The 26,609-nt window shown below is 69.6% G+C and carries 28 protein-coding genes; 12 read left to right on the top strand and 16 right to left on the bottom strand.

Translation table 11 applies throughout. The annotated features are described in order from the left end of the window. The first annotated feature begins 29 nt into the window (after positions 1-29). Positions 30-443, top strand: coding sequence for an NUDIX hydrolase (locus ACQPZF_RS04860; protein WP_433268693.1), 414 nt, complete (start codon positions 30-32; stop codon positions 441-443). Between the two features lie 70 nt (positions 444-513). Here the strand turns inward: ACQPZF_RS04860 and ACQPZF_RS04855 are convergent, their stop codons facing one another. Then, positions 514-1,578: a DUF2332 domain-containing protein gene (locus ACQPZF_RS04855; protein ID WP_433268691.1), complete on the bottom strand. Its 1,065-nt coding sequence runs from the start codon at positions 1,576-1,578 to the stop codon at positions 514-516. 153 nt (positions 1,579-1,731) lie between these two features. Next, entirely contained in the window at positions 1,732-2,238 is a 507-nt protein-coding gene (locus ACQPZF_RS04850) for a MaoC family dehydratase (RefSeq protein WP_433268689.1), read from the bottom strand. A gap of 298 nt (positions 2,239-2,536) precedes the next feature. On the opposite strand from ACQPZF_RS04850, the gene corA reads away from it, so the two are divergent. After that, the gene (corA, locus tag ACQPZF_RS04845; RefSeq protein ID WP_433268687.1) at positions 2,537-3,619 is read left to right on the top strand and encodes a magnesium/cobalt transporter CorA; all 1,083 of its coding nucleotides are present in this window, start codon (positions 2,537-2,539) and stop codon (positions 3,617-3,619) included. Between the two features lie 178 nt (positions 3,620-3,797). After that, positions 3,798-4,454, top strand: coding sequence for a hypothetical protein (locus ACQPZF_RS04840; RefSeq protein WP_433268685.1), 657 nt, complete (start codon positions 3,798-3,800; stop codon positions 4,452-4,454). A gap of 241 nt (positions 4,455-4,695) precedes the next feature. Here ACQPZF_RS04840 and ACQPZF_RS04835 read toward each other — a convergent pair whose 3' ends face one another. After that, positions 4,696-5,781: a DUF2332 domain-containing protein gene (locus tag ACQPZF_RS04835; RefSeq protein ID WP_433268683.1), complete on the bottom strand. Its 1,086-nt coding sequence runs from the start codon at positions 5,779-5,781 to the stop codon at positions 4,696-4,698. A gap of 107 nt (positions 5,782-5,888) precedes the next feature. On the opposite strand from ACQPZF_RS04835, the gene ACQPZF_RS04830 reads away from it, so the two are divergent. The 3 genes from ACQPZF_RS04830 (at position 5,889) to ACQPZF_RS04820 (ending at position 8,697) form a co-directional block, all read left to right on the top strand. Then, positions 5,889-6,614, top strand: a complete 726-nt coding sequence (locus ACQPZF_RS04830) for a metallophosphoesterase family protein (protein ID WP_433268681.1) — start codon at positions 5,889-5,891, stop codon at positions 6,612-6,614. Beyond that, positions 6,604-7,449 (top strand): chromosome partitioning protein ParB, encoded by an 846-nt coding sequence (locus ACQPZF_RS04825; RefSeq protein WP_433268679.1) that lies wholly within the window; start codon positions 6,604-6,606, stop codon positions 7,447-7,449. Before ACQPZF_RS04830 ends, ACQPZF_RS04825 begins: the two co-directional genes overlap by 11 nt. 111 nt (positions 7,450-7,560) lie before the next feature. Continuing rightward, a complete protein-coding gene (locus tag ACQPZF_RS04820; RefSeq protein ID WP_433268677.1) occupies positions 7,561-8,697 on the top strand; it encodes an FAD-dependent oxidoreductase in 1,137 nt (378 codons plus the stop codon). A gap of 180 nt (positions 8,698-8,877) precedes the next feature. Here the strand turns inward: ACQPZF_RS04820 and ACQPZF_RS04815 are convergent, their stop codons facing one another. The 8 genes from ACQPZF_RS04815 to ACQPZF_RS04780 all read right to left on the bottom strand — a co-directional run bounded on the left by ACQPZF_RS04815 (position 8,878) and on the right by ACQPZF_RS04780 (position 17,922). Continuing rightward, the gene (locus tag ACQPZF_RS04815; protein ID WP_433268675.1) at positions 8,878-9,849 is read right to left on the bottom strand and encodes a hypothetical protein; all 972 of its coding nucleotides are present in this window, start codon (positions 9,847-9,849) and stop codon (positions 8,878-8,880) included. A gap of 144 nt (positions 9,850-9,993) precedes the next feature. Beyond that, on the bottom strand, positions 9,994-10,881 hold the full coding sequence (locus ACQPZF_RS04810; RefSeq protein WP_433268673.1) for an SDR family NAD(P)-dependent oxidoreductase: 888 nt from the start codon (positions 10,879-10,881) through the stop codon (positions 9,994-9,996). 246 nt (positions 10,882-11,127) lie between these two features. Continuing rightward, positions 11,128-12,312: an ABC transporter ATP-binding protein gene (locus ACQPZF_RS04805; protein ID WP_433268671.1), complete on the bottom strand. Its 1,185-nt coding sequence runs from the start codon at positions 12,310-12,312 to the stop codon at positions 11,128-11,130. Positions 12,313-12,316: 4 nt separating this feature from the next. Continuing rightward, positions 12,317-13,162, bottom strand: coding sequence for a carbohydrate ABC transporter permease (locus ACQPZF_RS04800; protein ID WP_433268669.1), 846 nt, complete (start codon positions 13,160-13,162; stop codon positions 12,317-12,319). Then, complete coding sequence (locus tag ACQPZF_RS04795; RefSeq protein WP_433268667.1) at positions 13,162-14,112, bottom strand: carbohydrate ABC transporter permease; 951 nt, start codon at positions 14,110-14,112, stop codon at positions 13,162-13,164. Before ACQPZF_RS04795 ends, ACQPZF_RS04800 begins: the two co-directional genes overlap by 1 nt. After that, a complete protein-coding gene (locus tag ACQPZF_RS04790; RefSeq protein ID WP_433268664.1) occupies positions 14,109-15,356 on the bottom strand; it encodes an ABC transporter substrate-binding protein in 1,248 nt (415 codons plus the stop codon). Before ACQPZF_RS04790 ends, ACQPZF_RS04795 begins: the two co-directional genes overlap by 4 nt. Positions 15,357-15,693: 337 nt before the next feature. Further along, positions 15,694-16,185 (bottom strand): general stress protein, encoded by a 492-nt coding sequence (locus ACQPZF_RS04785; RefSeq protein ID WP_433274436.1) that lies wholly within the window; start codon positions 16,183-16,185, stop codon positions 15,694-15,696. 540 nt (positions 16,186-16,725) lie between these two features. Further along, positions 16,726-17,922, bottom strand: a complete 1,197-nt coding sequence (locus ACQPZF_RS04780; RefSeq protein ID WP_433268661.1) for an acyl-CoA dehydrogenase family protein — start codon at positions 17,920-17,922, stop codon at positions 16,726-16,728. 143 nt (positions 17,923-18,065) lie between these two features. Between ACQPZF_RS04780 and ACQPZF_RS04775 the strand changes: the two genes are divergently transcribed. Beyond that, the gene (locus tag ACQPZF_RS04775) at positions 18,066-18,365 is read left to right on the top strand and encodes a DUF4190 domain-containing protein (protein ID WP_433268658.1); all 300 of its coding nucleotides are present in this window, start codon (positions 18,066-18,068) and stop codon (positions 18,363-18,365) included. 13 nt (positions 18,366-18,378) lie between these two features. Here the strand turns inward: ACQPZF_RS04775 and ACQPZF_RS04770 are convergent, their stop codons facing one another. Together ACQPZF_RS04770 and ACQPZF_RS04765 are read right to left on the bottom strand one after the other, a co-directional pair. Then, positions 18,379-18,549 carry a hypothetical protein gene (locus tag ACQPZF_RS04770; protein WP_433268656.1) on the bottom strand — a complete coding sequence of 57 codons (171 nt, stop codon included), beginning with the start codon at positions 18,547-18,549 and terminating at the stop codon, positions 18,379-18,381. A 108-nt stretch (positions 18,550-18,657) separates the two neighbouring features. After that, a complete protein-coding gene (locus tag ACQPZF_RS04765) occupies positions 18,658-19,617 on the bottom strand; it encodes an HpcH/HpaI aldolase/citrate lyase family protein (protein ID WP_433268654.1) in 960 nt (319 codons plus the stop codon). A 113-nt stretch (positions 19,618-19,730) separates the two neighbouring features. On the opposite strand from ACQPZF_RS04765, the gene ACQPZF_RS04760 reads away from it, so the two are divergent. After that, positions 19,731-20,066: a hypothetical protein gene (locus ACQPZF_RS04760; RefSeq protein ID WP_433268652.1), complete on the top strand. Its 336-nt coding sequence runs from the start codon at positions 19,731-19,733 to the stop codon at positions 20,064-20,066. Beyond that, positions 20,063-20,929 carry an aminoglycoside phosphotransferase family protein gene (locus ACQPZF_RS04755; RefSeq protein ID WP_433268649.1) on the top strand — a complete coding sequence of 289 codons (867 nt, stop codon included), beginning with the start codon at positions 20,063-20,065 and terminating at the stop codon, positions 20,927-20,929. Before ACQPZF_RS04760 ends, ACQPZF_RS04755 begins: the two co-directional genes overlap by 4 nt. On the opposite strand, the gene ACQPZF_RS04750 is transcribed toward ACQPZF_RS04755, so the two are convergent. Then, positions 20,916-21,758 (bottom strand): PhzF family phenazine biosynthesis protein, encoded by an 843-nt coding sequence (locus tag ACQPZF_RS04750; RefSeq protein WP_433268646.1) that lies wholly within the window; start codon positions 21,756-21,758, stop codon positions 20,916-20,918. The genes ACQPZF_RS04755 and ACQPZF_RS04750 overlap by 14 nt on opposite strands. A gap of 111 nt (positions 21,759-21,869) precedes the next feature. Between ACQPZF_RS04750 and ACQPZF_RS04745 the strand changes: the two genes are divergently transcribed. Both ACQPZF_RS04745 and ACQPZF_RS04740 read left to right on the top strand, forming a co-directional pair. After that, a complete protein-coding gene (locus ACQPZF_RS04745; protein WP_433268643.1) occupies positions 21,870-23,123 on the top strand; it encodes a magnesium transporter MgtE N-terminal domain-containing protein in 1,254 nt (417 codons plus the stop codon). Continuing rightward, the gene (locus ACQPZF_RS04740) at positions 23,116-23,625 is read left to right on the top strand and encodes a DUF1003 domain-containing protein (protein WP_433268640.1); all 510 of its coding nucleotides are present in this window, start codon (positions 23,116-23,118) and stop codon (positions 23,623-23,625) included. Before ACQPZF_RS04745 ends, ACQPZF_RS04740 begins: the two co-directional genes overlap by 8 nt. Positions 23,626-23,628: 3 nt before the next feature. On the opposite strand, the gene ACQPZF_RS04735 is transcribed toward ACQPZF_RS04740, so the two are convergent. Then, the gene (locus ACQPZF_RS04735; protein ID WP_433268638.1) at positions 23,629-24,090 is read right to left on the bottom strand and encodes a MarR family winged helix-turn-helix transcriptional regulator; all 462 of its coding nucleotides are present in this window, start codon (positions 24,088-24,090) and stop codon (positions 23,629-23,631) included. 135 nt (positions 24,091-24,225) lie between these two features. On the opposite strand from ACQPZF_RS04735, the gene ACQPZF_RS04730 reads away from it, so the two are divergent. Then, on the top strand, positions 24,226-25,362 hold the full coding sequence (locus tag ACQPZF_RS04730; protein WP_433268635.1) for an Mrp/NBP35 family ATP-binding protein: 1,137 nt from the start codon (positions 24,226-24,228) through the stop codon (positions 25,360-25,362). Positions 25,363-26,194: 832 nt separating this feature from the next. Here ACQPZF_RS04730 and tatB read toward each other — a convergent pair. Continuing rightward, positions 26,195-26,602: a Sec-independent protein translocase protein TatB gene (gene tatB, locus ACQPZF_RS04725; RefSeq protein ID WP_433268632.1), complete on the bottom strand. Its 408-nt coding sequence runs from the start codon at positions 26,600-26,602 to the stop codon at positions 26,195-26,197. Positions 26,603-26,609 lie beyond the last annotated feature (7 nt).

Genomic DNA, 26,609 nt, shown 5'->3' with positions numbered 1-26,609 from the left:
CCGTTCCGGGGTGGCTACCGTGAGTCACCGTGACGGCCGAACGCGTTCCCTTGATCCGCTGTGTCGGCGGCGTCGTCCATGACTCGAACGGGCGACTACTACTCGTGCGGAGGAGGAATCCCCCAGGTGAGGGACGGTGGTCGGTACCAGGTGGACGAGTCGAGCCCGGCGAGGGTGATGAGCAGGCCGTGGAGCGCGAAATCCGCGAGGAGACAGGACTCTCCGTGACAGTGGGCGCGTTGCTGGGGAACGTCACCCGACCGGCGGCAGACGGCCTCTACGACATCTACGACTACGCCTGCCAGGTGCGATCCGGTGTGCTCCGAGCGGGGGACGACGCGGTCGACGCACAGTGGGCGACGGCTGCGATCTTGGCCACACTTCCGCTCGCGGAGGGCCTCCGGGAGGCGCTCCGGGCGTGGGGACAGCTCCCCCGGACGTGAGCGGCTTCGCCCGATCGTGGCGCGACACCAGGCATGTTCAGGCCCTGTTCACGGCTGGTCAAGTCTCCGTTCAGGGCAGCCAGACCAGCCGCTGGCCGTGCAGCCCGGTCTTGGCGAGCGCCTTGGCCGAGACCACCTCGCCGTCCTCGAACCGCACCAGCCCGAGCGTCCCGCCACCGGACAGGTCGTCCCGGCCGGGCAGCACGTGCGCCAGGCCCTCGGCGTACGAGTCGTGGCTGACCCACCACGCCGGGCGGTCCAGCGCGGCCAGCGCCCGCACGAAGTCCCCGCCCGGCACGTACGACAGCACGCTGCTGGTCAGCACCACCAGCGGCAGCTCGGTGGGCAGCCGCGCGGCGGCTTTGCCGAGGTCGGCCACGGCGTCACCGGGCACGAACTCGGGCGGTGACTTGCGCTGCACGGTCGCGGCCACGCCGAAGAGCCGCAGCCGCTCCGGCTGGTCGGCCCAGACGCACGCCTCCAGCCACGCGTAGGTGTCCTCGTCGGTCAGGTCGGCGGGCGCGCGGTCCAGGCCCACCTTGGCCGCCACCTTGACCGACTTGGGGATCTTGGGCAGGTCCGCGCCCGGCGCCAGCTCCAGCGCGCAGTGCAGCCCCAGCGCCGCCTTGGCCGGCCCGGCGGCCAGCGGCCCGGCCTGCTCGGTCTGGTACCGGTACCCGTACTGGTCGAGCCCCAGCAGCAGACCGGCCGAGCAGCCCACCTCCAGCAGCCCGACCGGCCCCTTCACCATCGCGATCGCCGGGTACAGCAGCGCGGCCCGGCCCACCTCGTTGGTCTGGGTGGGCCGGGACGAGATGAGCGCCCGCATCCGCTCCGCCCGGTCCAGCACGAAGGACCGGAACAGCGGCCAGGTCTGCTCGTCCGCCCCGTACGTGCCGCCCAGCGACGGGTAGTAGTTCGACAGCTCGTGGAACGGCTCGGCCTGCACCAGCCGGTGCGCCGCCGCCAGGAGCAGGGTCGCGTGCGCGAATTGCTCCGGGGCGGCGGTGAGCAGGCCGGCGACCTCGGGATCGTCGGCGGCGTGCGCGCCCAGGTGCTGGTAGAGCGGGGAGCCGTCCGCCTCCCGCTGGGCGAACCGGGCCAGTCTCTGTCGCACCAGCTCCAGCGACGTCACGTCACTCCTTCGTCCGACTCCGGTTCAGCCGTTCCTACCCGATCCGAGGTTCAGCCGTCTCCGCCAAATTCGCGGCCCAGCCGGCTCCACCCACTCGCGGCTCAGCTAGCTCCGCCCCACTCGCGGCTCAGCCGGCTCCACCCACCTCGCGGCTCAGCCGGCGGAAGGCTCCGGGCGGCCCGGCTGCTCGCCACCACGGCTGTCGCCGTAGGACCGCTTGGGCACCATCACCTTCCGGCGGAACACGCAGACGACCGTGCCGTCCTGCTTGTAGCCGCGGGTCTCCACGTAGACGACACCGCGGTCGTCCTTCGACTTCGACGGGGTCTTGTCGAGCACCTCGGTCTCACCGTAGATGGTGTCGCCGTGGAAAGTGGGCTTGATGTGCCGCAGCGACTCGACCTCCAGGTTCGCGATCGCCTTGCCCGACACGTCCGGCACGGACATGCCCAGCAGCAGCGAGTAGATGTAGTTGCCGACCACCACGTTCCTGCCGAAGTCGGTGGTCTCCGCCGCGTAGTGCGCGTCCATGTGCAGCGGGTGGTGGTTCATGGTCAGCAGGCAGAACAGGTGGTCGTCGTACTCGGTGACCGTCTTCCCCGGCCAGTGCTTGTAGACCGCGCCGACCTCGAACTCCTCGTAGTAACGCCCGAACTGCACCGCACGCCTCCGTTGGCTTCGTGGTCGAGGGCTTGTGATCGAGAACCCTCATGACCGGGACGACAGTGTGAACGCGGGAGGAGTACCCTCGGCAACTGGTCTGTGAGCGACTCCACCGCCACGGACGACCGACCCGAGGAGGTGAGGGCTACCGATGAGTAATGACCCCCATCCTGCGAGTACCTCGCGCGTCCTCCGCGGAGGGTCGGCTTTTCGCAGCTAGGCCCAGCGCTGTCCGGTCGGGGACGTGCCGTCGTCATTTGGTCCGCAAGTCGACGCTCCCCTGCCTGGAGGACCCGTGCCCAGCTTGCCCTCGCTAGGCGGCCTGAGAGGCCGCGTGCCCGATCGCGACCGACCGGCGGTGCCCATCCCCGTGCCGCTGTCGGCGTACGTGGTCGACTGCGGCGTGTACGTCGACGGTGCCCGCCTGCCCGGCCGCTGGTCGCACACGGACGCCGTGGACGAGGTGCGCAAGCGCGGCGACGGGTTCGTCTGGATCGGCCTGCACGAGCCGGACGAGGAGCAGATCCAGGGCGTCGCGGACACGTTCGGGCTGCACGAGCTGGCCGTCGAGGACGCCGTGCACGCCCACCAGCGGCCCAAGCTGGAGCGTTACGACAACACGCTGTTCATGGTGCTCAAGACCGTGCGGTACGTGCAGAACGCGTCCCCGGACACGGCCAACGAGATCGTGGAGAGCGGCGAGATCATGGTCTTCCTCGGCCGCGACTTCGTGGTCACGGTCCGGCACGGCAACCACTCGGGCCTGGCCGCCGTCCGCCGCGAGCTGGAGGAGGACGCCGAGAAGCTGCGCGTGGGCCCGGCCGCCGTGCTGTACTCGATCGCCGACCACGTGGTCGACAACTACCTCGAGGTGACGGACCACATCGAGGACGACATCGACCAGATGGAAGCGCTGGTGTTCGCGCCGCGCAGCCGGGTCAGCGCCGACCAGATCTACCTGATGAAGCGCGAGGTGCTGGAACTGCGCCGCGCGGTGATGCCGCTGGCCGTGCCGCTGCGCAGGCTCGCCGAGGGGTACACGCCGCTGATCCCCGAGCAGGTGCGCTCGTACTTCCGCGACGTCGACGACCACCTCACCGAGGTGTCCGAGCGCGTGATCAACTTCGACGAGCTGCTGACCACGCTGGTCAACGCGACGCTGGCGAAGATCACGCTCCAGCAGAACTCGGACATGCGCAAGATCTCGTCGTGGGTCGCGATCATCTCGGTGCCGACCATGGTGGTCGGCGTGTACGGCATGAACTTCGACTTCATGCCGGAGCTGCGCTGGAAGTACGGCTACCCCATGGTGATCACCGTGATCCTGGTCGCCTGCCTGACGCTCTACCGAATATTCCGTCGGAACCGCTGGCTGTAGCCCCCAGTCCCCCCGACCCCGACGGGATGTTCCGACATGACCAGAATGCTGACCAACCTGCGCTTTTGGATCCTGGCGTTCCTCATCGGCTGGCTCGCCACGGTGACGCTGCTGATCGCGAACGGCAACTAGGGGAGATCACGCCCGGCCGGCCCACGTCCTGCGCGGAGGTGGGGACATGGACATCAGGCTGCGCGGCCCGTTGCACCGCTCGATCGTGGTGTTCGACATCGCCGGCTACGGCCGGCTGGACAACCGCGCGCAGGTGCGCGCGCGGGAAACCCTGCACACCGTGGTGCGCCGGGCTTTCCGCGCGGCGGGCGTGCCGTGGTGGCGACTCGTGGTGGAGGACCGGGGCGACGGGCTGATCCTGCTCGTGCCGCCGTCGGTGTCCAAAGTGGACTTGCTGGACCCGTTGGTGCAGTTGCTCGTCTTCGGTCTGGGGCGGGTGCCGGCTTCCTCGCGGGTGCGACTGCGGATGGCCGTGCACGCGGGCGACTTGGTGCGCGACCCGTACGGCTGGGTGGGGACGGACCTCAACACCGCGTGCCGACTCGTGGACAGCCCCGCGCTGTACCGGGCACAGCGGCAGTCGCCGGCGGCCGATCTGGTGGTGATCGTGTCGGACGACGTGCACCGGGCCGTGGTGCGACACGGGTACAAGGGCTTGCGAACCGCCGACTACCGTCCTGTTCGCGTGGTGCGCAAGGAGGTCGACGAACGCGCTTGGGTACACGTGCCCGCCACGGCCGCCCCCTATTCGGCCGGGCGCGCCGCGGTTCCTTCGCCTCGAACACACGCCTCCGACGCCGCGAACCCCCAACTCGCCGAGTGAGAGCGCTTCCACCGCTGGCGAGTCGCGGATTTGGGGCGAGTTGCGCTTTCGCGGCGAGTCGCGGACTGAGAGCGAGTTGCGGGTTCGCGGCGAGTTGCGGGTTCACGGCGCGCGAGTTGCGCGTTCGCGGCGAGTTGTGGGTTCCGGACGGGCAGTCGCCGTGTTGGGTCGGCGAGTTGCGGGTTCGGTCGGCGAGTTGCGCGTTCGCGGCGAGTTGTGGGTTCGTGGCGTGTGGCGGGGTCTAGTTCCAGGGTTGGGTGTCCCAGGTGAAGGGGACGCCGTGGCCCGCGCCCGAGCCCAGGCGCAGTGAGATGCCGCTCGGCCACAGCTTCAGCAAGAGCTGGAACTCGTACCCGCCGTCCTCGTGAGCCCGCCGCGGCTCGAAGACCAGGAGCGCGAGCGGCGCCATCGGTTTCGCTCGGGCTGCCGCGTCGGCCAGGATCGCGCGGCCCATGGCTCGGTCGGCCGGCGACACGTACTGCCACACCACCGAGTGCCACACGACCGTCAGCACGTCGCGTTCCGGGCGGGCCAGTTGGTCGGCCAGCCACTCCGGACCGGTGGCCTGCTGGACCGGCACCGGGTCGAGTTGGGCCAGGTCCAGGGCGGCGCGGAGGCGTTCCCACCGCCAGGTCTGGTCGGCCCACACGAACGACGACAGGTGCAGCCGCCCGTCCTCGGTGGACACGTCGACCGGGTTGAGGTCGCAGCCTGCCCGGCGGACCAGGCGGAGATTGTGCGACAGGTCGACGGGTGGCCGGCCGGTCCACTGCGTGTCGAGCGCGAACGGGCTGCCCGCGTCGCCGAACACCTCGTCGCCGGCCCGGTACGCGACGCGGTGCGGGCGCAGGTTCAGGCCGCCTGACGCGCCTACCTCCAGCAGCCGCACCGGGAACGTCGTGCGCCTGCCGACCACGCCCGCCGCCAGGTGCGTCGCCGTCTGGAGGCCGCCGAACAGCGGCGCGTTGCGGCCCGGCTCGTTGGTCTGCATGACGGTCGAGCTGACCAGTGCCCGCAGGTCGTCGGTGTGCTCGCGCAGCACGGGCAGGGCGTCGTCCCACAGGGTGTGCAGGTGCGGCTGGCCGCCGGCGGTCGGGTAGTGCTTGGCCAGGCCGGGCGCGCGGCCCTCCAGCACCAGGCGGTGCAGGGCGCTGGCGAACCGCAGGCCGGGCACGGTGCTCTTCCGGTCGCATTCGGCGCCTGCCATCACCTGCGCGGTGACGCCGCCGCGCACCAGATCGTCCGCCGCCGACACCAGCAGGGTGTGGGTGAGCGGACTGTAGTCCTGGCAGACGCGGGCCGCGTCGAGGAACAGCTCGGCGAGCACCCTCAGGACGCTAGTCCGATTTTTGCCGTGCGGCAGCAGGGGAATCCCGCATTTCACCCTTTCACTGGCGACGGGTAGCCCGCCGCGAGTGGCTTTAGGCTCGATGGATGCCGAAGGTGCTCGCGGTGGCGGACGAGGTGGTCGAGCGGCTGTGGACCGAACAGGTGCGGCGGCACGAGGTCGACCTGATCGTCGCGGCGGGTGACCTGCCGTTCGACTACCTGGAGTTCCTGTCCTCGGCGCTGGACCGGCCGTGCGTGTTCGTGCCGGGCAACCACGACGCCGACCTGACCGGCTACGCGAACGTGCGCGGGCTGTGGACGAAGGCGGGTATCCCGTCCCGGTGGCCGGGCCCGGCGGGCGGGGTGAACGCCGACGGGCGGGTGGTGGACGTGGCGGGCCTGCGGATCGCCGGGCTGGGCGGCTCGATCCGCTACAACGCCGGGCCGAACCAGTGGACCGAGCGCCAGCAGGCCCGGCGGATGCGCCGGGTCGTGCGGCTGGCGGCGTGGCGGAGGCTGCGCGACGGCCGGGCGGTGGACCTCCTCCTGACCCACTCACCACCGCTGGACTGCGGTGATGAGCCGGACCCGCCCCACCGGGGCTTCGCGTGCCTGCACGAGGCGGTGCGCCGGCTGCACCCCTCACTGCTGCTGCACGGGCACATCCACCCGCACGGCACGCCCAGACCCGACCGGCGGCTAGGGCGGACCCGGGTGGTCAACGTGGTCGGCTACCAGGTGCTGGACGTGCCGGAACAGGCCCCGGACCGGCGGGAGCGGGCTTCCGGCGGGTCCGGGTCGAGGCGAGAGGAGGACGGCGATGCGTCGTGACACCGGGTTCCCCGCCGCCGACGCGGAGAACGACTTCCTGCGGGCCCGTCGCCGGCAGGTGCTGTCCCGGCTGGCGACGTGGCTGCGTCGCGAGCCGGACGACGTGAACATCATGCTGCCGTTCCACGAGGTGGTGGAGGCGCTGGGGTATCTCAGCGAACGGCGGCGGGGGCTCCAGACCATCCGGCTGGACTCGATCGTGGGCAGCGTCGACCGCACCCGCGACTTCGACCGGCGCTTCCGGCCCACGTCCGCGCGGGTGCGCGAGCGGTGGCAGCGGTTGGCGCTGGCCGCCCGCCGGGGCGAGGCCGTGCCGCCGATCGAGGTCTACCGGGTCGGTGACCTGCACTTCGTCCACGACGGCCACCACCGCGTGTCCGTCGCCCACGCCCTCGGCCTGGCCGTCATCGACGCCTACGTGACGGAGATCGTGACCCGCATCGACGCGCACGGCATCCGCCACCGGGGCGACCTGATCGTCAAGGACTACCGGCGGCTGTTCCTGGAACGCGTGCCGCTGTCCGGCGAGGCCCGCGCGGCGGTGCTGCTCTCCGACCCGTGGGACTACGCCGAACTGGGCGAGCACGTCGAAGCCTGGGGGTTCCGCCTGATGCAGGACGAGGGCGCCTTCCTGGACCGCCCGACCGTGGCCCTGCGCTGGTACCAGGAGGAGTACGTGCCCGTGGTCGACATGCTGCGCCAGGCCGACCTGATCGGCGACCGCACCGAGACCGAGGCCTACATGTGGGTGGCGGCGGAGCGCTACCGGCTCATCCGCACCCACCGCTGGGACTCCACTGTGATCGACGCCATCCGCACGTCCCGCCGCAGCTAGCACCCACTGCCCGACGCCTTGTCAACGCTTGTTGGCCAACAAGCGTTGACAAGGCCGTCGACATGGCCCTAACTTCGAAGTCAACACCCGTTGACTTCGAAGGAGGACCTGATGACCACGACCGACGTGCTGGTGGTCGGAGCCGGCCCGGCCGGACTCGCCACCGCGACCGCACTCGCCCGGTCCGGCGTGGCGGTGACCGTGATCGACAACCAGGCGGAGGGCGCGAACACGTCCCGTGCGGCCGTCGTCCACGCCCGCACGCTGGAGGTGCTGGCACCCCTGGGTGTCGCGGACATCCTGGTGGACCAGGGCATCCACGCCCGCCGCTTCACCATCCGCGACCGCGACCGGGTGCTGCTGCCGATCGGGTTCACCGACCTGTCGACCGCGTACCCGTACACGCTGCTGGTGTCCCAGGCGCAGACCGAGGCAGCCCTGCTCGCCCGGTTCACCGCGTTGGGCGGCACGGTCCTGCGCCCTCGGACGCTCACCACGCTGATCCAGGACCGGTCGGGCGTGACGGCGACCCTGGACAACGGCGAGACCGTCCGGGCGGCATACCTGGTCGGCGCGGACGGCATGCACAGCACCGTGCGCGAACAGGCCGGCATCGGCTTCGCCGGCGGCACCTACGCCGAGTCGTTCAGCCTCGCCGACGTCCGCCTCACCGGAGACCTCCCCGCCGACGAGGTGATCCTGTACTTCTCCCCGGCGGGCATGGTCGTGGTGGCGCCACTGCCCGGCGGCGTGCACCGGATCGTCGCCACGGTGGACGAGGCCCCCGAACACCCGACGACCGACTTCGTCCAACACCTGCTGGACACCCGGGGCCCCGAGCGGACCAAGGCACAGGTGCACGAGGTCGTCTGGGGTTCCCGGTTCCGCGTGCACCACCGGGTCGCCTCGGCCTACCGCGAAGGTCGGGTGCTCCTCGCCGGCGACTCCGCGCACGTCCACTCCCCCGCCGGCGGGCAGGGCATGAACACCGGCATCCAGGACGGCGTCCAACTGGGCAACGCCCTGGCCGACGCGCTGCGCGGCGACAAGCAGCCCCTCGACACCTACGAGGCCACCCGCAGGCCCGTCGCCGAACAGGTCGTCACCTTCGCCGACCGCCTGACCCGCCTGGCGACCGCCGACCGCAAGCTGAGGCCGATCCGCAACGCGGTGCTACGAGCCCTGGGCACGCTGCCCGTAGTACGCCGCAAACTGGCCATGCGCCTCTCCGGCCTCATCTACCGCTGACCGACAAAGCGACCACCAGCCACAGCAACCACCAGTTACAGCAACCACCAGCCACAACAGCCCGCCGGCCACAGCAACCACCAGCCACCGGGATCACCTGTAGCCGCGATCGGATTCACGCGACAGCGACACCGCAGAGGGATCACGCGCCCGAGCGAAGACCACCGACGAACCGATTCGCTATCGCTGCCCCTCCAATCTGGGCAATGGACGAGCCTGATCCATCACCCGATCGGCATAACTGTCCAGCAAGCGCGTGGCCACCTGCTGCGAGTACCCGAGGATCACCGCCCACAGCAACAACGCCGCCTGCGAAGCCACCCCGATCAACCCGGTGGTGACCCCCGCACCCAACGCGAGGATGCCGATGACCGCGAGCGCCGCACCCAACAGGATCTTGATCGTGGCCTGGTACCCGATCATCACGTACGGCGAGAGGCTGGGCCGCCGCCGCAGGAGCAGGACGACGGCCGAGAGGATCGCCCCGAACGCCCCGAGCACCTGGATCAGCCACACGTCCGCGCCGGCCGCGGCCTTCCCCGACGGGCACACCGTCGGCAGCCGTTCCGACCCCACGCACATCGGGATCAGCCCCGGTTTCGCCAGCCCGATGATCCCCAACAGGGTGTTGACCGCGAACAACACCACCGACGCGGCGATCAGCTTGTTCCGCAGCGCACGAGACCCGACGTGCGCGAAGTCGGACCGGTCGAACGCCGCCCGCAACGCGTCGACCACCAGCTCCCGCTCGATCGCCAACGGGAACTCGCCCGGCCGCAGCTCCTCCAACGCGCGCCGACGCGGATCGTCCTCGTCCAGGTTCTCGGCGACCCGCGCGCGCAACCCGGGTAACCGCCCCAGGAAGCCGCTCCCCGCCGCCACCACGGCGATCTCGGCCTCGTGCAGCGACCGCCACGCCCGCTCGATGTGCCACCCGGACCACCACGAGGCCACCGCACGCCACCGCGGCTCCTCCCGGGTGATCATGTCCTCGACCACGGCCGCCTCCTGCTCGGCCACCGCACGCCACTGCGCACTCTCCGGATCGAGCGGATCGGGCGGCCCCAGCGCGGCCAGATCCGCCCGGACACGGTCCAACCGCGACTGCACCACCAGCCGCCAATCTGTGACCCTCGGTTTGCGCGTACCCATGAATTGATGGTGGCAGGGGGGTACGACAATTCTGCGATCACCCAACTGAGTGAACACGCGGGAATCGCGCCGAAACCGGCCCGCGGAGTCACCGGTCGGGAAGTGTCGCCCAGGGGTAGCCGACAACACTTCCCGTGCCCCGGATCAGGCCGTCTGGCCGGGCTCCACCAACTCGCGCAGCCGGGGCGGCATGCGCTTCTCCAGTCCGAACGGTTCCAAGTGGGCCTGCAGGACGCCGTCGAAGGCGCGCTTCACCGAGGTCGTGTCCCAGGTGTCGCTCTCCAGGATCGGCTGCTTGAAGTACGGGTGCCCGACGAGGTGCAACTGCCGGCCGTTGCACCGGACGATCTGGCCGGTGATGCCCTCGGCGGCGTCGCTGAGCAGGAACAGCACCAGCGGCGCGACCTTGCCGGGGGTGCGGTCGGCGGGGATCGCCCGCAGTGACCGCTCGGACTTCCACACCATGCGGGTGTGGGCCACCGGGCAGACCGCGTTGACCCGGATGCCCTCGGCTTCCAGGTCCAACGCCCAGGACGTGCTCAACGACGCCACGGCGCCCTTGGTCGCCGCATAGGTCGCCAGTTTGCGCTGACCGAAGAACGCTCCGGACGAAATGTTCACGATGGAACCGCCGCCTTGTTCACGCATCACCCGCATGGCGGCCATTCCGGTGTATATGACACCCAGCAGATTCACTTCGACCGTTCGGCGCACCGAGTCGGGATCGTCCTCCCACGGCTGGGTCTCGTAGTTCAACCCGGCGTTGTTCACCAAGCCGTCCAGCCTGCCGAACTCCGTCACGCACATTCCGACGATCTTCTCCGCCTCGGTCGGGTCAGCGACCGTGTGGGTGCTGGCCACCGCCCGCCCGCCGTACCCCCGGATGTGCTCCGCGACTTGTTCGGCGAGGTCGGCATCGACATCGTTGACCACCACCGCGGCACCGGCCTGCGCCGCGTGCATCGCGTAGGCCTCTCCCAACCCACGCCCCGCACCGGTGATCACGACTGCTTTTCCGTCAAGAATCCCCATCGCGCGCTCTCTTCTGTGCTCGGCGGTCTCCCCTGCCCCGACGCCGTTGTTCGGGGTTATCCCCGCCTTCGACCAGGGTGGAGATGGACCGGAGCGAGCGCCGCACGAAAGCGGTGAACTGCGCGTTTGCTGCGCTGAATGGCCTATGGAGTTCGGTCCGACCGATGGTCCCGGCTGGTCAGTAACTCCGCGTGACGTAGGACAAATGGGGGCCATCCGCGCCGGTCGGATGGCCCCCGAAACCGCTCAATCCCCGGAATACGTGAGGTTGCGTCCGGTGCCGGGGTCGAAGAGCTGCACCTTGTCGGCGTCGAACCAGATCTCGGCCTGCTCGCCCTCGGTGGCGGTGGACGCCGCGGACAGCCTCGTCACCAGCGACACGCCGTCGCCGGGCACGTCGGCCGAGCCCGCGTCGGCGGCCAGTTCGGCGAGTTCCGCCGACGTGGCCTGTTCGCCCGACAGGCTGAAGTACGCGAACTTGTCCGAGCCCATCGACTCCAGCACGTCCACGTGGCTGGTGAACGTGACGCCGCCGGACCGCACCGACTCGTCCACCAGCCGGGCGTCCTCGAAGTGCTCGGGCCGCAGGCCCACGATCACCTCGCGGGGCGCGTCCGCGGCGGCCAGCAGCCCCCGCACCCGGTCGGTGAGCGGGATGTCGCCCAACGGCGAGCGCAGCGTCCCGCCTTCCAGCCCGGCCGGCACGAAGTTCATCGACGGCGAGCCGATGAACCCCGCGACGAACAGGTTCGCCGGGTGGTCGTACAGGTACTGCGGCGCGCCCATCTGCTGCACCGCGCCGCCGCGCATCACCACGACCCGGTCGCCGAGCGTCATCGCCTCGGTCTGGTCGTGCGTCACGTACACGGTGGTGGTGCCGAGCTGCTTCTGCAGCCGGGACACCGACGTCCGCATCTGCACGCGCAGCTTGGCGTCCAGGTTGGACAGCGGCTCGTCCATCAGGAACGCCTTGGGGCTGCGCACGATCGCCCGCCCCATCGCGACCCGCTGCCGCTGGCCGCCGGACAGGTTGGCCGGCTTGCGGTCCAGGTGCTGGATGAGGTCGAGGATCTCCGCCGCGTCCCGGACCTTCTTCTCCACCGTCGCGTCGTCCACCTTCGCCAGCCGCAGCGGGAAGGCCATGTTCTCCTTCACCGTCATGTGCGGGTACAGCGCGTAGGACTGGAACACCATCGCGATGTCCCGGTCCTTGGGCGCGCGCTCGTTGACGCGCTCGCCGCCGATGCGCAGCTCGCCGGCGGTGATGTCCTCCAAGCCGGCGATCATGTTCAACGTCGTGGACTTCCCGCAGCCGGACGGGCCCACCAGGATGATGAACTCGCCGTCGGCGATCTCGATGTCCACGTCCCGCACGGCCACTGCGCCATCGGGGTACTGCTTGCTCACCTTGTCCAGCACGATCTCGGCCATTGCTTCACCCCTTGACGGCGCCGGAGGTCAACCCGGCGACGATCCGACGCTGGAAGAACAACACGAACAGGATGATCGGGATGGTGATCACCACGGCCGCCGCGGCGATCGACCCGGTCGGGTCCTCGAACTGGGAGCTGCCGGTGAAGAACGACAGCGCCACCGGGACCGTGCGCGAGTTCTCGGTGGAGGTCAGCGAGATCGCGAACAGGAAGTCGTTCCAGCAGAAGATGAACACCAGGATGGCCGTGGTGAACACGCCCGGCGCGGCCAGCGGCGCGATCACCCGGCGGAACGCCTGGCCGGGCGTCGCGCCGTCCATCTTCGCCGCCTTCTCCAGCTCCCACGGGATCTCCCGGAAGAACGCCGACAGCGTGTAGATCGCCAGCGGCAGCCCGAACGTGATGTAGGGCAGGATCAGGCCCGGCCAGGTGTCGAACAGCCCGAGCGTCCGCTCGATCTCGAACAGCGGCGAGATCAGCGAGATCTGCGGGAACATCGACACCAGCAGGGAGATCCCGACCAGCACGCGCTTGCCGGGGAAGTCCAGCCGGGCGATCGCGTACGCGGCCATCGTGCCGAACACCACCGCGATGGCGGTGGCGATGATCGCGATGCCGATCGAGTTCACCAGCGCCCGCACGAACTCCGTGGTGGCGAAGATCGCGGTGTAGTTGTCCAGGGTCCACTCGCGCGGGATGAAGTTGCCGTCCGCGAGGGTGGCCTTGGTCTTGAACGACAGCGACACGATCCACAGCACCGGGAACAGCGCGTACGCCACGACGAGGATGTTGAGCACCGTCCAGCGGGCTTTGCGGCCCGTGGTCACGGCGCCACCGATGCCGGCCATCAGCGCCTCCCGTTGTCGCTGCCGGGGGCAGCGGTGCCGAACAGCTTGATGAAGATGAGCGCGATCAGGGCGACCGCGATGAAGATCAGCACCGACATGGTGGAGCCGATGCCCAGGTTGAGGCCCTTGATCAGGTTGTTGTAGGTCACCATCGACACCGACGTGGTGCCCTGCGAGCCGCCGGTCAGCACGAACAGGTTGTCGAAGATGCGGAACGCGTCGAGCGTGCGGAACAGCAGCGCGACCAGGATCGCGGGCTTCATCACCGGCACCATGACCTTGGTGAACCGCTGCCACGCGTTCGCGCCGTCCATCGCCGCGGCCTTGAGCAGGTCGTCCGGCACCAGCGCGAGGCCCGCCATCAGCAGCAGCGCCATGAACGGCGTGGTCTTCCAGACCTCGGCGAGGATGACCACCATCAGCGCCGGGATCTTCTGCGTCAGCACCGGGTCGCCGCCCGCGATGGTCTCGGCCAGGTAGCCGGTGCCCGGCGTCCACGCGTAGCGCCAGGAGAACGCGGCGACCACCGTGACGATGCCGTACGGGATGAGCGTCGACGTGCGGACGATGCCGCGGCCGACCAGCGTGCGGTGCATGATCAGGGCCAGTGCCATGCCCAGCACCAACTCGATCACCACGGACACCACGGTGATCACGATGGTGATCCACATGGCGTTCCACCAGTACGGGTTGGTCAGCACGGTGACGTAGTTGTCCAGGCCGACGAATTCCTGCCGGTCCGGGAACTTGAGGTCGTAGCGCTGGAGGGACAGCCAGAGCGAGTAGATGATCGGCCAGCCCGCGACCGCCGCCATCACGATGACCGCCGGCGCGCAGAGCAGCAGGCCCAGCCGGCGCTCGGCCTTCTTGCCCTCGGACAGCGCGGCCTTCGCCTTGGCGTCCGGCTTCGGGGGGACCTGGTCGGTCTCCTCGGTCAGTGCGTGGCTCACGGCAGCACCCCCTTCGAGTCGAGCGCGTCCTGCAGTTCGGCGCGCAGCCGGTCGGCGGTGGGTCGGGGGTCGATGTCCGCGGGCGGCGACAGGATCGTGGAGATCACCGTCGAGACGTTCTGGTACGCCGGGGTGCGCGGGCGGACGCTCGCGTTCTTCAGCGTCTCCAGGATCACGTCCTTCATCGGGTACGGCTTGGCCATCTCCGGGTCCTCGTACACCGACTCGATGGTCGGCGGCACGCCGTCGTTGATGGCCGCGAACTTCTGGTTCTCCGCGCTGCGCAAGCACATCACCGCGTCGAACGACTGCTCGGAGTGCTCGGTGAACGCGCTCACCGCGTAGTTGATGCCGCCCACGGTGACCTTGGCGTCGCCGCCGTCGATCGACGGGTAGGGCGCCCACTTGAAGTTCGGCGCGAACTCCGGCAGCTTCTGCGCCGCCGCGTAGACGTAGGGCCAGTTGAGCATGAACGCGGCCTTGCCGCCCTCCATGGCCAGCCGCGCGTCGTCCTCGGCGAAGTTCGAGAACGACGGGTCGGCCACTTCGGACGTGGCGAACTTCTTCAGCACCTCCAAGGCCTGCACGGCTTTGTCGTCCACGATGGCCTTGGTGCCGTTCTCGTCCAGGATCTGGCCGCCCGCGGAGTTGACCAGGGTGTTGAACAGCACGACCAGGCCCTCGTACTGCTTGCCCTGCGCCTCGACCAGGCCGGGCTTGTTCTGCTGCTTGAGCTGGGTGCCGAGGGCGATCATCTCGTCCCAGGTCTTCGGCGGAGTGGGCACCAGGTCGCTGCGGTACCACAGGAGTTGGACGTTGGTGTTGTCCGGCGCGCCGTACAGCTTGCCCTCGTAGCGGGCGGTGTTCAGGGGCGTCTCAAGCGTGCCGTTCTCGACCTGCGACCTGGCCGAGCCGGTGAATTCCTTGATCCACCCGGCCTTGGCCAGTTCGGCGGTCCACGTCACGTCGAGCGCCAGGACGTCCATGCCGGTGTCCTCGGCGGCGAGCCGGCGGACCATCTGCTCCCGCTGCCCGTCCGCCTCGCGGGGCAGTTTGTGGTAGACGATCCGGTAGCCGTCGGCCTGTTCGTTGCACCCGTCGACGATCTTCTGGAAGTTCTCCTGCGGGTACTTGTAGACGTTGATGGTGATCCCGCCGTCACCCGAGCCGCACCCCGCCAGCACGGACGCCGCGACCAGCGCGGCGCTCCCGGCGGCGGCCAACCGATGACCTGAGCGCTTCATCGGCCCTGCCTCCCTTCCCGACAACGGAGGAGCCAGACCGCAGCGCCCGGCACCTCGTCGTGCCCCGCCGGTCAGCCGTGGGCCGACCGGTGGGACGAACGTAGGCCCGGTGATCAGGTGCCGCAACCACCGAAGCCCGGAACGGCTCTACCCGGTGATCACTTCCGTGAAACCTCCGGACTTCGGGGAGGTCGGGCGGATCTTTCGGGTTGGCGGGGGTGCGGGTTGCTCTTTCGGGGGGCTTCGGGGGGCTCGGTTAGGGGATCGCGGCTGGGGCCGCGGTTGGGGCCGCGGTTGGGGGCCAGCCGCGCGGGGTCGGTTCTGGGTCGGTTCTGGGTCAGTCTTTCGGGGCGTCAGTGGGGCGCATGGCGAGCTTGGCCAGCAGGTCCCGACCGCGTTCGGCGCTGCGTGGCTGGCAGAGCACGTCGTATCGCCCGGCGACAAGCTGGCTGGCCGACTGGAAGTCCCGTTTGCCGCGCGCGGAGCCGTAGCCGACGGCCGCGAAGATCAGGCCGAACCCGATGCCTACGACCAGGCCGACCAGGATGGGTCCGAAGCTGGCCCCGGTGTTGGTGTTGAACAGGGACAGCAGCACACCCACGAACAAGCCGAACCACGCGCCCGACGCGGCCCCGGTGCCCAGGACTCGGCCCCAGGTCAGGCGGCCGGTGACCCGTTCCACGAGCATCAGGTCTACGCCGACGATGGTGACCTCCTGGACCGGGAAGTCGTCGTCGGCGAGGAAGTCGACGGCCCGTTGCGCTTCCTCGTAGGTGCCGTAGGACCCGATCGGCCAGCCGCTGGGGGGTGTGGGCAGGCGCGGCGGCATACCGGGTCGGTTCTGGCCGGAGAAGGAACTCGTCACGGTGACCACCTCTTCTGCTGATCACCCCCCATCCTGCCAACAGCGGGCGAACAGCGCGAAACGGGTGACGCGGAACTCAACGCTTCCGTGACCTCGATTGGCCGATGCTGAAGGGGTGGGGTGGGTGGTTGGGGTGGGTAAGCGGGGTGCTTGTGGGTGGGGTGGTGTGGCGGATGGGTGAAGGTTTGGGTGCGGGTGGGTGAGGGCTTGGGTGTGGTTGAAGAGCGTTCGAGCGTGCTCGCTGGCTCGTGACGAAGAGCGACGCTCGCCGCTGGGCTGGCCGCCAAGGATGATCACAAAAGCAGGACTCGGGCGTCGTGTCATCCCCGTATGGCCTGGTCAAAGACCACCACCCTTGGGTGGGGAGCGCAAGCGGAAAGCGTGCTTGCACTCCCCACCCAAGCGCGGTTGCCCTGCGGGCAGGCCATACGGGGATGACACGCAGCCCACCCGGGGGTGTGCGCGCTGCGCGCGCCACTGCGAAGGGGCGGTGGTCTTGGTCTGTCAGCCTCGGGACTGGTAGTCGCGGAGTAGGCCTCGGCTGATGATGGTTTTCTGGATTTCGCTCGTGCCCTCGCCGATGAGCAGGAACGGGGCTTCTCGCATCAGGCGTTCGATCTCGTACTCCTTCGAGTAGCCGTAGCCGCCGTGGATGCGGAAGGCTTCCTGGGTTACCTCGGCGCAGTACTCGGAGGCGATCAGTTTCGCCATGCCTGCCTCTACGTCGTTGCGGGCGCCCGAGTCCTTCAGGCGGGCCGCATTCACCATCATCAGGTGGGCCGCCTCCACCTTGGTCGCCATCTCCGCCAGTTTGAACGCGATGGCCTGGTGGTCGGCGATCGCCTTGCCGAAGGTGCGGCGCTGTTGTGCGTACTCGATGGCCAGTTCGAACGAGCGCAGCGCGATGCCGCACGCCCTGGCCGCCACGTTGACCCGGCCTACTTCGACGCCGTCCATCATGTGGCGGAAGCCCTGTCCCGAGGCGCCGCCGAGGATCTGGTCGGCCTCGATCTTAAAGCCGTCGAACACCATCTCCGTGGTGTCCACGCCCTTGTAGCCCATTTTGTCGATCTTGCCCGGGATGGTGAGGCCCGGCAGGACCTCGCCGTAGCCCTCGGGCTTCTCCACCAGGAACGTGGTCAGGTTCTGATGCGGTTTCGCCGCGCCCTCGTCGGTCTTCACCAGCACGGCGGTCAGGTTGGACGTGCCGCCGTTGGTCAGCCACATCTTCTGGCCGTTGATGACGTAGCCGTCGCCCTCCTTCGCCGCGCGGGTGCGGATGGCGGCCACGTCGGAGCCCAGTTCGGGTTCCGACATCGAGAACGAGCCTCGCACCTCGCCGGTCGCCATGCGGGGCAGGTACTTCTGCTGCTGCTCCGGGGTGCCGTGCTGCTTGAGCATGTGGGCCACGATGAAGTGCGTGTTGATCACGCCGGAGACGGACATCCAGCCTCGGGCGATCTGCTCGACCACCAGGGCGTAGGTCAGCAGCGACTCGCCGAGGCCGCCGAACTCCTCGGGGATGGTGAGCCCGAACAGGCCCATCTCCTTCATGCCCTCGACGATGTCCGCCGGGTACGTGTCGCCGTGTTCCAGCGCCTGCGCGTGCGGGATGATCTCCTTGTCCACGAAGGAGCGGACCGTCGCGAGGATCTCCTCCTGGATATCGGTGAGTCCAGCGGTCTGGGCCAGGCGCGCCATCGCACTCAATCCCTTCGTAGCTCCGGGTTACCGGCGAGTATGGACCGGTTAACGCGCGTTCGCGTCACGAAGGTGCTCATCGCCACGCGCTGAACCGAAACAGCCGTTACCGTGTGCCCCCACCGCCGAGAGGGGAGCCCCGGATGAGCTACTACCAGCAGGGTGGTTACCACCCGCCGCCCAGACGCACCAACGGCCTCGCGATCGCCGCGCTGGTCTGCGCGTTCGTGGTCGCACCGGCCGGCATCGTGCTCGGGGTCATCGCCCGCAACCAGATCAAGCAGACCGGCGAGGACGGGCGGGGGCTGGCCACTGCCGGGATCGTGCTGGGGACCGTGTTCACGCTGCTCAGCGTGATCGCCGTCGTGCTGTGGTTCGTGTTCGTCGCCTGGGTCGTGAAGACCGGCAACGTGGTCGTGACCGACTTCCCGACCACGCGCTGACGGCTCGGGCCGGTCAGGACGCGAACTGCTCCAAGGTGCCGCCGCAGTGCCGGCACACGTCGGCGAACACGTGGACTTCCGCCGAGCACCCGGGACAGGTGCGGAAGCTGCGCTCCAGCAGGTCGTCGGCGGGGCGACGGCGGAACAGGCGCATCCGGGGCCTCGCGTTACGGGAACGTGACATGGGGGTCACCATGCACACGCACCACCCCTTGATCGCCAATCCGCGAGGTGGTTTGTGTGCATGCTCACCGGCGAGGCCACCCTTGGGTGGCCCCACCGGCACCCACCGTCACTGCTCGGGCGGCGACCAGATGTCGGTGCGGGACATGCCCGCCGCGCGGCCCTTGGACGAGATGACCAGCGCCATCTTGCGGGACGCCTCGTCGATCATCTCGTCGCCGAGCATCACCGCACCGCGCTTCCCGCCCGCCTCGGACGTGAAGTAGTCGTAGGCGTCGAGGATGTTCTCGGCGTGGTCGTAGTCCTCCTGCTTGGGGCTGTACACCTCGTTCGCCGCGTCGATCTGGCCCGGGTGCAGCACCCACTTGCCGTCGAAGCCCAGCGCCGCCGACCGGCCGGCCACCCGCTTGAACCCGTCCACGTCGCGGATCTGCAGGTACGGGCCGTCGATGGCCTGCTTGTCGTGGGCCCGCGCCGCCATCAGGATCTGCATCAAGATGTAGTGGTAGGCGTCGCCGACGTCGTAGCCGGGCGGCTGCTCGCCGACCACCAGGGTCTTCATGTTGATCGACGCCATGAAGTCGGCCGGGCCGAAGACGATGGTCTCCACGCGCGGGGACGCGGTGGCGATCGCGTTGACGTTGGTCAGGCCGAGGGCGTTCTCGATCTGCGCCTCGATGCCGATCCGGCCGACCTCGTAGCCCATCGTCTTCTCGATCTGGGTGAGCAGCAGGTCCAGCGCGTGCACCTGCTCCGCGGTCTGCACCTTGGGCAGCATGATGCAGTCCAGGTTCGCGCCCGCGCCCTCCACGACCTCGGTGACGTCGCGGTAGGTCCACTCGGTGGTCCAGTCGTTCACGCGGACCACGCGGACCTTGTCGCCCCAGTCGCCCTCGTTGAGCGAGGCCACGATGGTCTTGCGCGCGCCCGGCTTGGCCAGCGGCGCGCAGGCGTCCTCCAGGTCCAGGAAGACCTGGTCCGCGGGCAGCGTGCGGGCCTTGTCGATCATCTTCTGGCTCGATCCGGGCACGGCCAGACACGAGCGACGGGGACGCTGCTGGTCGACCACTGGGGTACCTCCTCGTACCGACCGGTAACTCTCGTCGTGCGAAGGGTGGCACGCGGGATGGTCCCCCGCTATTTCGTGAGTCCCGACTCACAGGTCCGTGGCAGGCTGAACCGGTGGAGATCACCCGGGTGCTGGACAACGCGCTGCGCAAGGCCGCCGCCGTCTGGGTCGCGCCGGACGGGCACGCGGCCCGGCTGGTGTGGGCGCTGTGGCGGGACGAGTCCCTGCTGGTGGCGGTCGGCGGGACGGAGCAGGAGGTGCCCGGCCTGGCGGACGGCGTGCCGTGCGTGCTCACCGTCCGCTCGCCGTCGACGCACTCCCACCTCGCCGAGGTCACCGCGACCGCCCGGCTGGTGGACGTGGACGAGGAGACCGCGGCGGCGCTGCGGTCCGCGCGGTTGAACACCACGCCGCGCTGGGAGTCGGTCTACCGCTGGGAGTTCGCGTGATCACCGTGCCGCCCGACTTCGCCGTCGAACTCGGCGAGGAAGCCCTGGCGTGGCGGGAGACCCTGCCCGCGCTGGCCACGAAGTTCTGCGCGCGCTGGGACCTCACGCCCGACGGCGGGCTGATGAACGGCTACGTGGCCGTCGTGCTGCCGGTGCGCCGGGCCGACGGGCACCCGGCCGTGCTGAAGCTGACCTGGCTGGACACCGAGACCAGGCAGGAGCCGTTGGCGCTCAAGGCGTGGGACGGCGCCGGCGTGGTGCGGCTGCTGGACAACGACGACGAGCACGGCGCGCTGCTGCTGGAACGGCTGGACCACACCCGGTCGCTGCTGGACACCTCCATGGAGGAGGCGCTGGAGGTGACGGGCGGGCTGTTGCGGCGCCTTCGGCTGCCTGCCGGCCCCGAGTTCCGGCGGGTGGAGGTGGACGACCTGGCCGAGGACAACGCGGAGCTGGGCAATCCCGTGCCGGGCTACTTCATCGAGATGGCCGACGAGCTGGGCCGCGACCTTGCCGCCACGGCCGGGAACACGCTGGTCAACGAGGACCTGCACTACGCCAACGTGTTGCGGGGCACGCGTGAGCCGTGGCTGATGATCGACCCGAAGCCGCTCAGCGGTGACCGCGAGTTCGGCGTGATCCCGTTGCTGTGGAACCGGGCGGCCGAGATGGACGGCTCGCGTGGCCTCCGGGACCGGTTCGCCGCGTTGTGCGACATCGGTGAGCTGGACGCGGAGCGGGCGCGGCGGTGGACCGTGTACCGGGCGGTGGACAACTGGCTGTGGTGCACCGACGCGGGTCAGGCCGAGATGGCCGCGGTGTGCGAGGGCTTCGCGCGGACGTTGAGCGCTAAGGGACTCTGATCCGGCCTTCGGCCACCGGCACCACCCGGCCGCCGACGCTGACGTGCGTCGCCACGCCGCCGACCGCGGTGACCGAGCAGTCCAATGTAGACGGTCGGTTCAGCTCCGCGCCCTGGTGGACGGTGTAGTCGTGCTCGCCTTCCGGCGGGAGCAACCCCCGGTCGACCAGCCACACCCCGAGCGCGAGCGCGGCGGAGCCGGTGGCCGGGTCCTCGCCGCCGGTGGCGCGCAACATCCGGACGTGTGCGACACCCGCCGCGTAGGACACCGGGACCAGGCCCCGGGTCGCGACGACCGTGGTCAGGTCCGCGCACGGGCGGGCGCGGGCGACGGCGTCCTCGCGGACCGGGAGGAACGTGAAGTCCAGGCCCGCGCCGGCGACCCCGGCCTCCGCGTGTCCGTCCACATCGGACAGGAACAGGCCCAGCGCGTTGACCAGGGGCGCCGGGTCGAGGTAGTCGCCGACCGTCGGCACGTCACCGGAGAACGTGGCGCGATCCGCGTCGACGACGACCCGGTGCAGGCCGCGGGCGGTCTGCTGGGTGACCGGGCCGAGCGGCAGCGCGCCGGTGCTGCCGAGCAGCCAGGCCGTGCCGATGCTGGGGTGCCCCGCGAACGGCATCTCGCCGAGCGGGGAGAAGATGCGCAGCCGGTAGTCGGCGGCGGGATCGGTCGGCGGCAGCGGGAAGGCCGTCTCCGAGTAGCCGAACTCGCGGGCGATGGCCTGGAGTTGCGCGTCGGTCAGATCCTCGCAACCGTGCACGACGGCGAGCTGGTTGCCCGTGAAGGCCTGGTCGGTGAACACGTCCACCACGTCGTAGCTGCGCACGGCACCGACCCTAGCCCCAGCACCGGGCCGCGACGGGGTTTCGAGGTGGCGGTGGACTCACGCGACCCGTCGAGCGCGGCGGCGCGGCCTTCCGTTGACTAGCCTGACGGCGTGGTCGCCGTGAACCGGGTTTTCGCCGCTCAGCTCGCCGGACTGCCCGTTTTCGGGCCCGACGGGGAATCCATCGGCAAGGTGCGTGACCTGGTCATCGGGTTGCGCGTGGACCGGCAGCCGCCCCGAGTGCTCGGGCTGGTGCTGGAGCTGGCCACCCGGCGGCGGATCTTCGTGCCGATGCTGCGGGTCACCTCGATCGAGCCCAACGCCGTGACGCTGGCCACCGGGTCGGTCAACCTGCGGCACTTCCACCAGCGCACCAACGAGGTGCTGGTGGTCGGGGAGCTGCTGGACGCCCGCGTGCGGATGGACTCCGGGACCGGCGCCGTGCTGGTGGACGCCGCCATGGAGCCGACGCGGACGCGGGACTGGCGGATGACGCGGGTCGCCGTGCGGGAGCGGACCGGGCGGCTGGGGCGGCGCGGGCCGGTGCAGGTGCTGCGGTGGGAGGAGCTGTCCGGGCTCTCCGTGACGGAACTCGCCGGGCAGCCGCAGGGCGCTCAGCACCTGGTCGCCGTCTTCGAGACGATGCGGGCCGCCGACGTCGCGCTGGCCCTGCACAGCCTGCCCGTGAAGCGGCGGTACGAGGTGGCCGAGGCGCTGGACGACGAGCGGCTGGCGGACGTGATCGAGGAGCTGGGCGAAGAGGACCAGAAGGACCTGTTGGCGCACCTGGACGACGAGCGGGCCGCCGACGTGCTGGAGGCGATGGACCCGGACGACGCCGCCGACCTGCTCGCCGAGCTGCCCGAGGTGGACAAGGACCGGCTGCTGGAGCTGATGGAGCCGGAGGAGTCCGCGCCGGTCAAGCGGTTGCTGGAGTACAGCTTCGACACGGCGGGCGGGCTGATGACGCCCGAGCCGGTGGTGCTGGCCCCGGACGCGACCGTGGCGGAGGCGTTGGCGCACGTGCGCAATCCGGACCTCACGCCCGCGCTGGCGAGCATGGTGTTCGTGTGCCGCCCGCCGACCGCGACGCCGACCGGCCGCTACCTCGGCTGCGTGCACATCCAGCGGCTGTTGCGGGAGCCCCCTTCCGACCTGGTGGCGGGTGTGCTGGACCTCGACCTGGCGAAGTTGGGGCCTGACGCGTCGCTGAGCGACGTGACCAGGTACTTCGCCGCCTACAACCTGGTCTGCGGGCCGGTCGTGGACGAGTCCGACCACCTGCTCGGCGCGGTGACCGTGGACGACGTGCTGGACCACCTGCTGCCGGACAACTGGCGGGAAACGGGGCTGACCCATGCCTGAGCTGCTGCCCCGCCGCCGGCTCGACCAGCCGCGCACGCCCGGCCGGTTCCGGTTCGAGCTGGATCGGGAGGCGTTCGGGCGGTTCTCCGAACGGCTCGCCAGGTTCCTCGGCACCGGCAAGTTCCTGTTCTGGCAGACGCTGACCGTGATCGTGTGGATCACGCTGAACCTGGTCGCGGTGTCGCTGCGGTGGGATCCGTACCCGTTCATCCTGCTCAACCTGGCGTTCTCCACGCAGGCCGCGTACGCCGCGCCGCTGATCCTGCTCGCCCAGAACCGGCAGGACGACCGGGACCGGGTGTCGCTGGAGGAGGACCGGGCGCGGGCCGCCCAGACCAAGGCCGACACCGAGTACCTGGCCCGGGAGCTGGCGGCGTTGCGGATCGCCGTCGGCGAGGTCGCCACGCGGGACTACCTGCGCAGCGAGCTGGACCGGGTGTTCCGGGAGCAGCGCCGGCGGTCGGTGAAGGACGACCCCCGGTGGGACGACGTGCCGTCCTAGGCGCTAGCGGTCGTCGGTCGCCAGGCGCTCGCAGGTGCGGCCGAACTCCTCCAGCTCCGCCCGGCTGAACGCCTCCGCGAAGTGCCGCGCCACCCCGGTCAGGTGGGTGCCCGACGCGATGCGCAGGCGGTCGAGGCCGAGCGAGGTGAGCACCGCGACCACGCCCCGGCCGTCCCCGTCGGCGCGTTCCCGCAGCACGAGCCCCGCCCGCTCCAGCCGGTCGACCAGTCTGGTCACGCCGGAGCGGGACAGCAGCACGGCGTCCGCCAGCTCCGTCATCCGCAGTCGGTACTGCGGCGCCTCGGCGAGCTGCACCAGGACGTCGTAGGCCGCGAGCGATAGGCGTTGCTCGGCGATCAGTTCGGCTTCCAGGATCCGAGTGAGCCGCGCATGGGCCCGGAGGAAGGATCGCCACACACCGAGCTCGGTTCGGGTGGGCAACCGGGCACTTCCGGTTTCCGGCACGGAGAGCAATGTTACGGAAAGCACTCGACCGGCTTCGCGCTGGCCCCGAATTCGAGGTGACCAACCGGTAGCTTGGAGGTACGCCGCGCCGCCGTAGCATGGCGTTCTCCTCAGTAGGCGATCGAAGGCGATCCAGTGACGCAGACCCTTCCCACCGTTGACGACGTGCGCCAGGCGCTGGCCGGCGTGCAGGACCCGGAAATCCGGCGGCCCATCACCGACCTCGGCATGGTGAAGTCGGTGTCGGTCACCGACGGGGTCGTGGACGTCGAGGTCTACCTGACCGTGGCCGGCTGCCCGATGCGCGACAAGATCACCGCCGACGTGACGTCGGCCGTGTCCGCGCTCGACGGCGTCTCGTCGGTCCGCGTGGCACTGGACGTGATGAGCGACGCCCAGCGGACCGAACTCCGGAAGTCGTTGCGGGGCGGGGCGGAGGAACCGGTCATCCCGTTCGCACAGCCGGGATCGCTGACCCGGGTCTACTGCGTGGCTTCGGGCAAGGGCGGCGTCGGCAAGTCCAGCGTGACCGTGAACCTGGCCGTGGCGATGGCCGCGCGCGGCCTGTCCGTGGGCGTGCTCGACGCCGACATCTACGGCCACTCGATCCCCCGGATGCTGGGCACGGACGCCGGTCCCACGCAGGTCGAGAAGATGATGATGCCGCCCCAGGCGCACGGCGTGAAGCTGATCTCGATCGGCATGTTCACCCCGGGCAACACCCCGGTCGTGTGGCGAGGCCCGATGCTGCACCGGGCTTTGCAGCAGTTCCTGGCGGACGTCTTCTGGGGCGACCTGGACGTGCTGCTGCTCGACCTGCCGCCGGGAACCGGCGACGTGGCCATCTCGGTGGCCCAACTCGTCCCCAACGCGGAGATCCTGGTCGTCACGACGCCGCAGCAGGCCGCTGCGGAGGTCGCGGAACGCGCCGGCTCCATCGCGTTGCAGACGCGGCAGCGCGTGGCAGGCGTGATCGAGAACATGTCGTGGCTCGAACTGCCGGACGGCTCCCGCATGGACGTCTTCGGCACCGGAGGCGGCGAGGCAGTCGCCGCTTCACTGACCCAGGCCGTCGGCGCCGAGGTGCCCCTGCTCGGCCAGGTGCCGTTGGACCCACGACTCCGCGAACAGGGCGACTCGGGCACACCCATCGTCCTCGCCGAGCCCACGTCAGCGGCGGCTCAGGTGCTGACTTCGGTCGCAGCGAAGCTGTCGGTTCGGTCCCGAGGCCTGGCCGGACGACTGCTGAGCGTCTCCCCCGCCGGCCGATAGGCCGAAAAAGCAAGCACCCAGCAAACAGCCCGCGCGAGCACCGCAGCCCAAGGCTTGCGCGAGCACACAAAGGGGCCTCGTGTTCTCCCCGTATGGCCTGCCCGCAGGGAACCGCGCTTGTTCAGGGAGCGCAAGCACGCTTTTCGCTTGCGCTCCCTGAACAAGTGTGGTGGTCTTTGACCAGGCCATACGGCAATGCCACTAACTTTAGCCACGTTTTCACAGCTCAGATCGATCCAGAGGACGTTCAGCTCGACCGGATCCGGGCCATCCCGGACTCGTTGGGGCGAGAGGCGACCTGGGGATCTGCGCCTGCGCGATGCAACTATGTCCTAAGTGGACAATCTTTCGTAGTGTCATCCGGCCTGTTCGGCGGACGAACCTGGCCCTGACCAGCGGAAAGCTTAAGTTAGTGGCATTGGGCCATACGGGGAGAACACGACGCCTTGGCATTTCCTCCCCGGAGGCCTGCCAAGCGGCGAGCGTCGCTTTTAATCTTTTGGTCTTGAGGCGGTCGCGATCGCGCTGAGTCAAAGAGCTACAAGCGTCCTCGCCGGACAGGCAGGCCGCCAAGGATGTACACAAAAGCAGGACTCGGGCGTCGTGTCATCCCCGCATGACCTGGTCAAAAGACAACCACCCTTGTCCTGGTAGCGCAAGCGAAAAGCGTGCTTGCACTACCAGGACAAGCGCGGTTCCCTGCGGGCAGGCCATACGGGGATGACACGCAGCCCACCGCTCGGTGTGCGCGCTGCGCGCGCCGCTGCTCGGTGCGACGCGCGCGGCTTTGTGCGTGCTGCTGCCTCGGGAGCGTGGGGAGTTGCTGCTGTTGTCAGGTTGCGTCCGGGTCGTAAGGAGGGCGTTCGCCTTGTTGCAATGGGCGTTCGCGTTCCCGTTCCCGTGCTCCGGTCGGTCCCTGCGACGTGTGCAGGCCTGGGCCCGAGTAGCCGTTGGGCTTTGTCGTGCCGTTTGGCACGTCGTCCCACAGGTGTTTGGTGATGGCGCGTTTCGGGTCGAAGTTGCGTAGTTCCCGGAGGTCTTCCAAGGGCTTGCGCAACTGATCGAATTCCGGGCCCATCTCCTGCTTGAGCTGTTCCCTCGCGCCGGTCGCGTATTCGCGTACCTGGCGGATGGTCCTGCCCACCCACGCGGCGGCTGAGGGTAGGCGTTCGGGGCCCAGGATGAACAGGCCCGCGACTATGATGACGAGAATCTCTACCCAGCCGATGTTGTCGAACACTCGCCTG

The organism is Actinosynnema sp. CS-041913, assembly GCF_050942485.1.
GTDB lineage: Bacteria > Actinomycetota > Actinomycetes > Mycobacteriales > Pseudonocardiaceae > Actinosynnema.
Note: the sequence above shows the minus strand (reverse complement) of the source record. Positions and strands in the feature narration are given on the sequence as shown.

Excerpts from the sequence above, each read along its gene's own strand:
- ACQPZF_RS04840 (WP_433268685.1), top strand. The coding sequence starts at position 3,798 with ATGGACATCAGGCTGCGCGGCCCGTTGCACCGCTCGATCGTGGTGTTC.
- ACQPZF_RS04830 (WP_433268681.1), top strand. The coding sequence starts at position 5,889 with ATGCCGAAGGTGCTCGCGGTGGCGGACGAGGTGGTCGAGCGGCTGTGG.
- ACQPZF_RS04825 (WP_433268679.1), top strand. The coding sequence starts at position 6,604 with ATGCGTCGTGACACCGGGTTCCCCGCCGCCGACGCGGAGAACGACTTC.
- ACQPZF_RS04820 (WP_433268677.1), top strand. The coding sequence starts at position 7,561 with ATGACCACGACCGACGTGCTGGTGGTCGGAGCCGGCCCGGCCGGACTC.
- ACQPZF_RS04815 (WP_433268675.1), bottom strand. The coding sequence starts at position 9,849 with ATGGGTACGCGCAAACCGAGGGTCACAGATTGGCGGCTGGTGGTGCAG.
- ACQPZF_RS04810 (WP_433268673.1), bottom strand. The coding sequence starts at position 10,881 with ATGGGGATTCTTGACGGAAAAGCAGTCGTGATCACCGGTGCGGGGCGT.
- ACQPZF_RS04805 (WP_433268671.1), bottom strand. The coding sequence starts at position 12,312 with ATGGCCGAGATCGTGCTGGACAAGGTGAGCAAGCAGTACCCCGATGGC.
- ACQPZF_RS04800 (WP_433268669.1), bottom strand. The coding sequence starts at position 13,162 with ATGGCCGGCATCGGTGGCGCCGTGACCACGGGCCGCAAAGCCCGCTGG.
- ACQPZF_RS04790 (WP_433268664.1), bottom strand. The coding sequence starts at position 15,356 with ATGAAGCGCTCAGGTCATCGGTTGGCCGCCGCCGGGAGCGCCGCGCTG.
- ACQPZF_RS04785 (WP_433274436.1), bottom strand. The coding sequence starts at position 16,185 with ATGCCGCCGCGCCTGCCCACACCCCCCAGCGGCTGGCCGATCGGGTCC.
- ACQPZF_RS04780 (WP_433268661.1), bottom strand. The coding sequence starts at position 17,922 with ATGGCGCGCCTGGCCCAGACCGCTGGACTCACCGATATCCAGGAGGAG.
- ACQPZF_RS04775 (WP_433268658.1), top strand. The coding sequence starts at position 18,066 with ATGAGCTACTACCAGCAGGGTGGTTACCACCCGCCGCCCAGACGCACC.
- ACQPZF_RS04770 (WP_433268656.1), bottom strand. The coding sequence starts at position 18,549 with ATGTCACGTTCCCGTAACGCGAGGCCCCGGATGCGCCTGTTCCGCCGT.
- ACQPZF_RS04740 (WP_433268640.1), top strand. The coding sequence starts at position 23,116 with ATGCCTGAGCTGCTGCCCCGCCGCCGGCTCGACCAGCCGCGCACGCCC.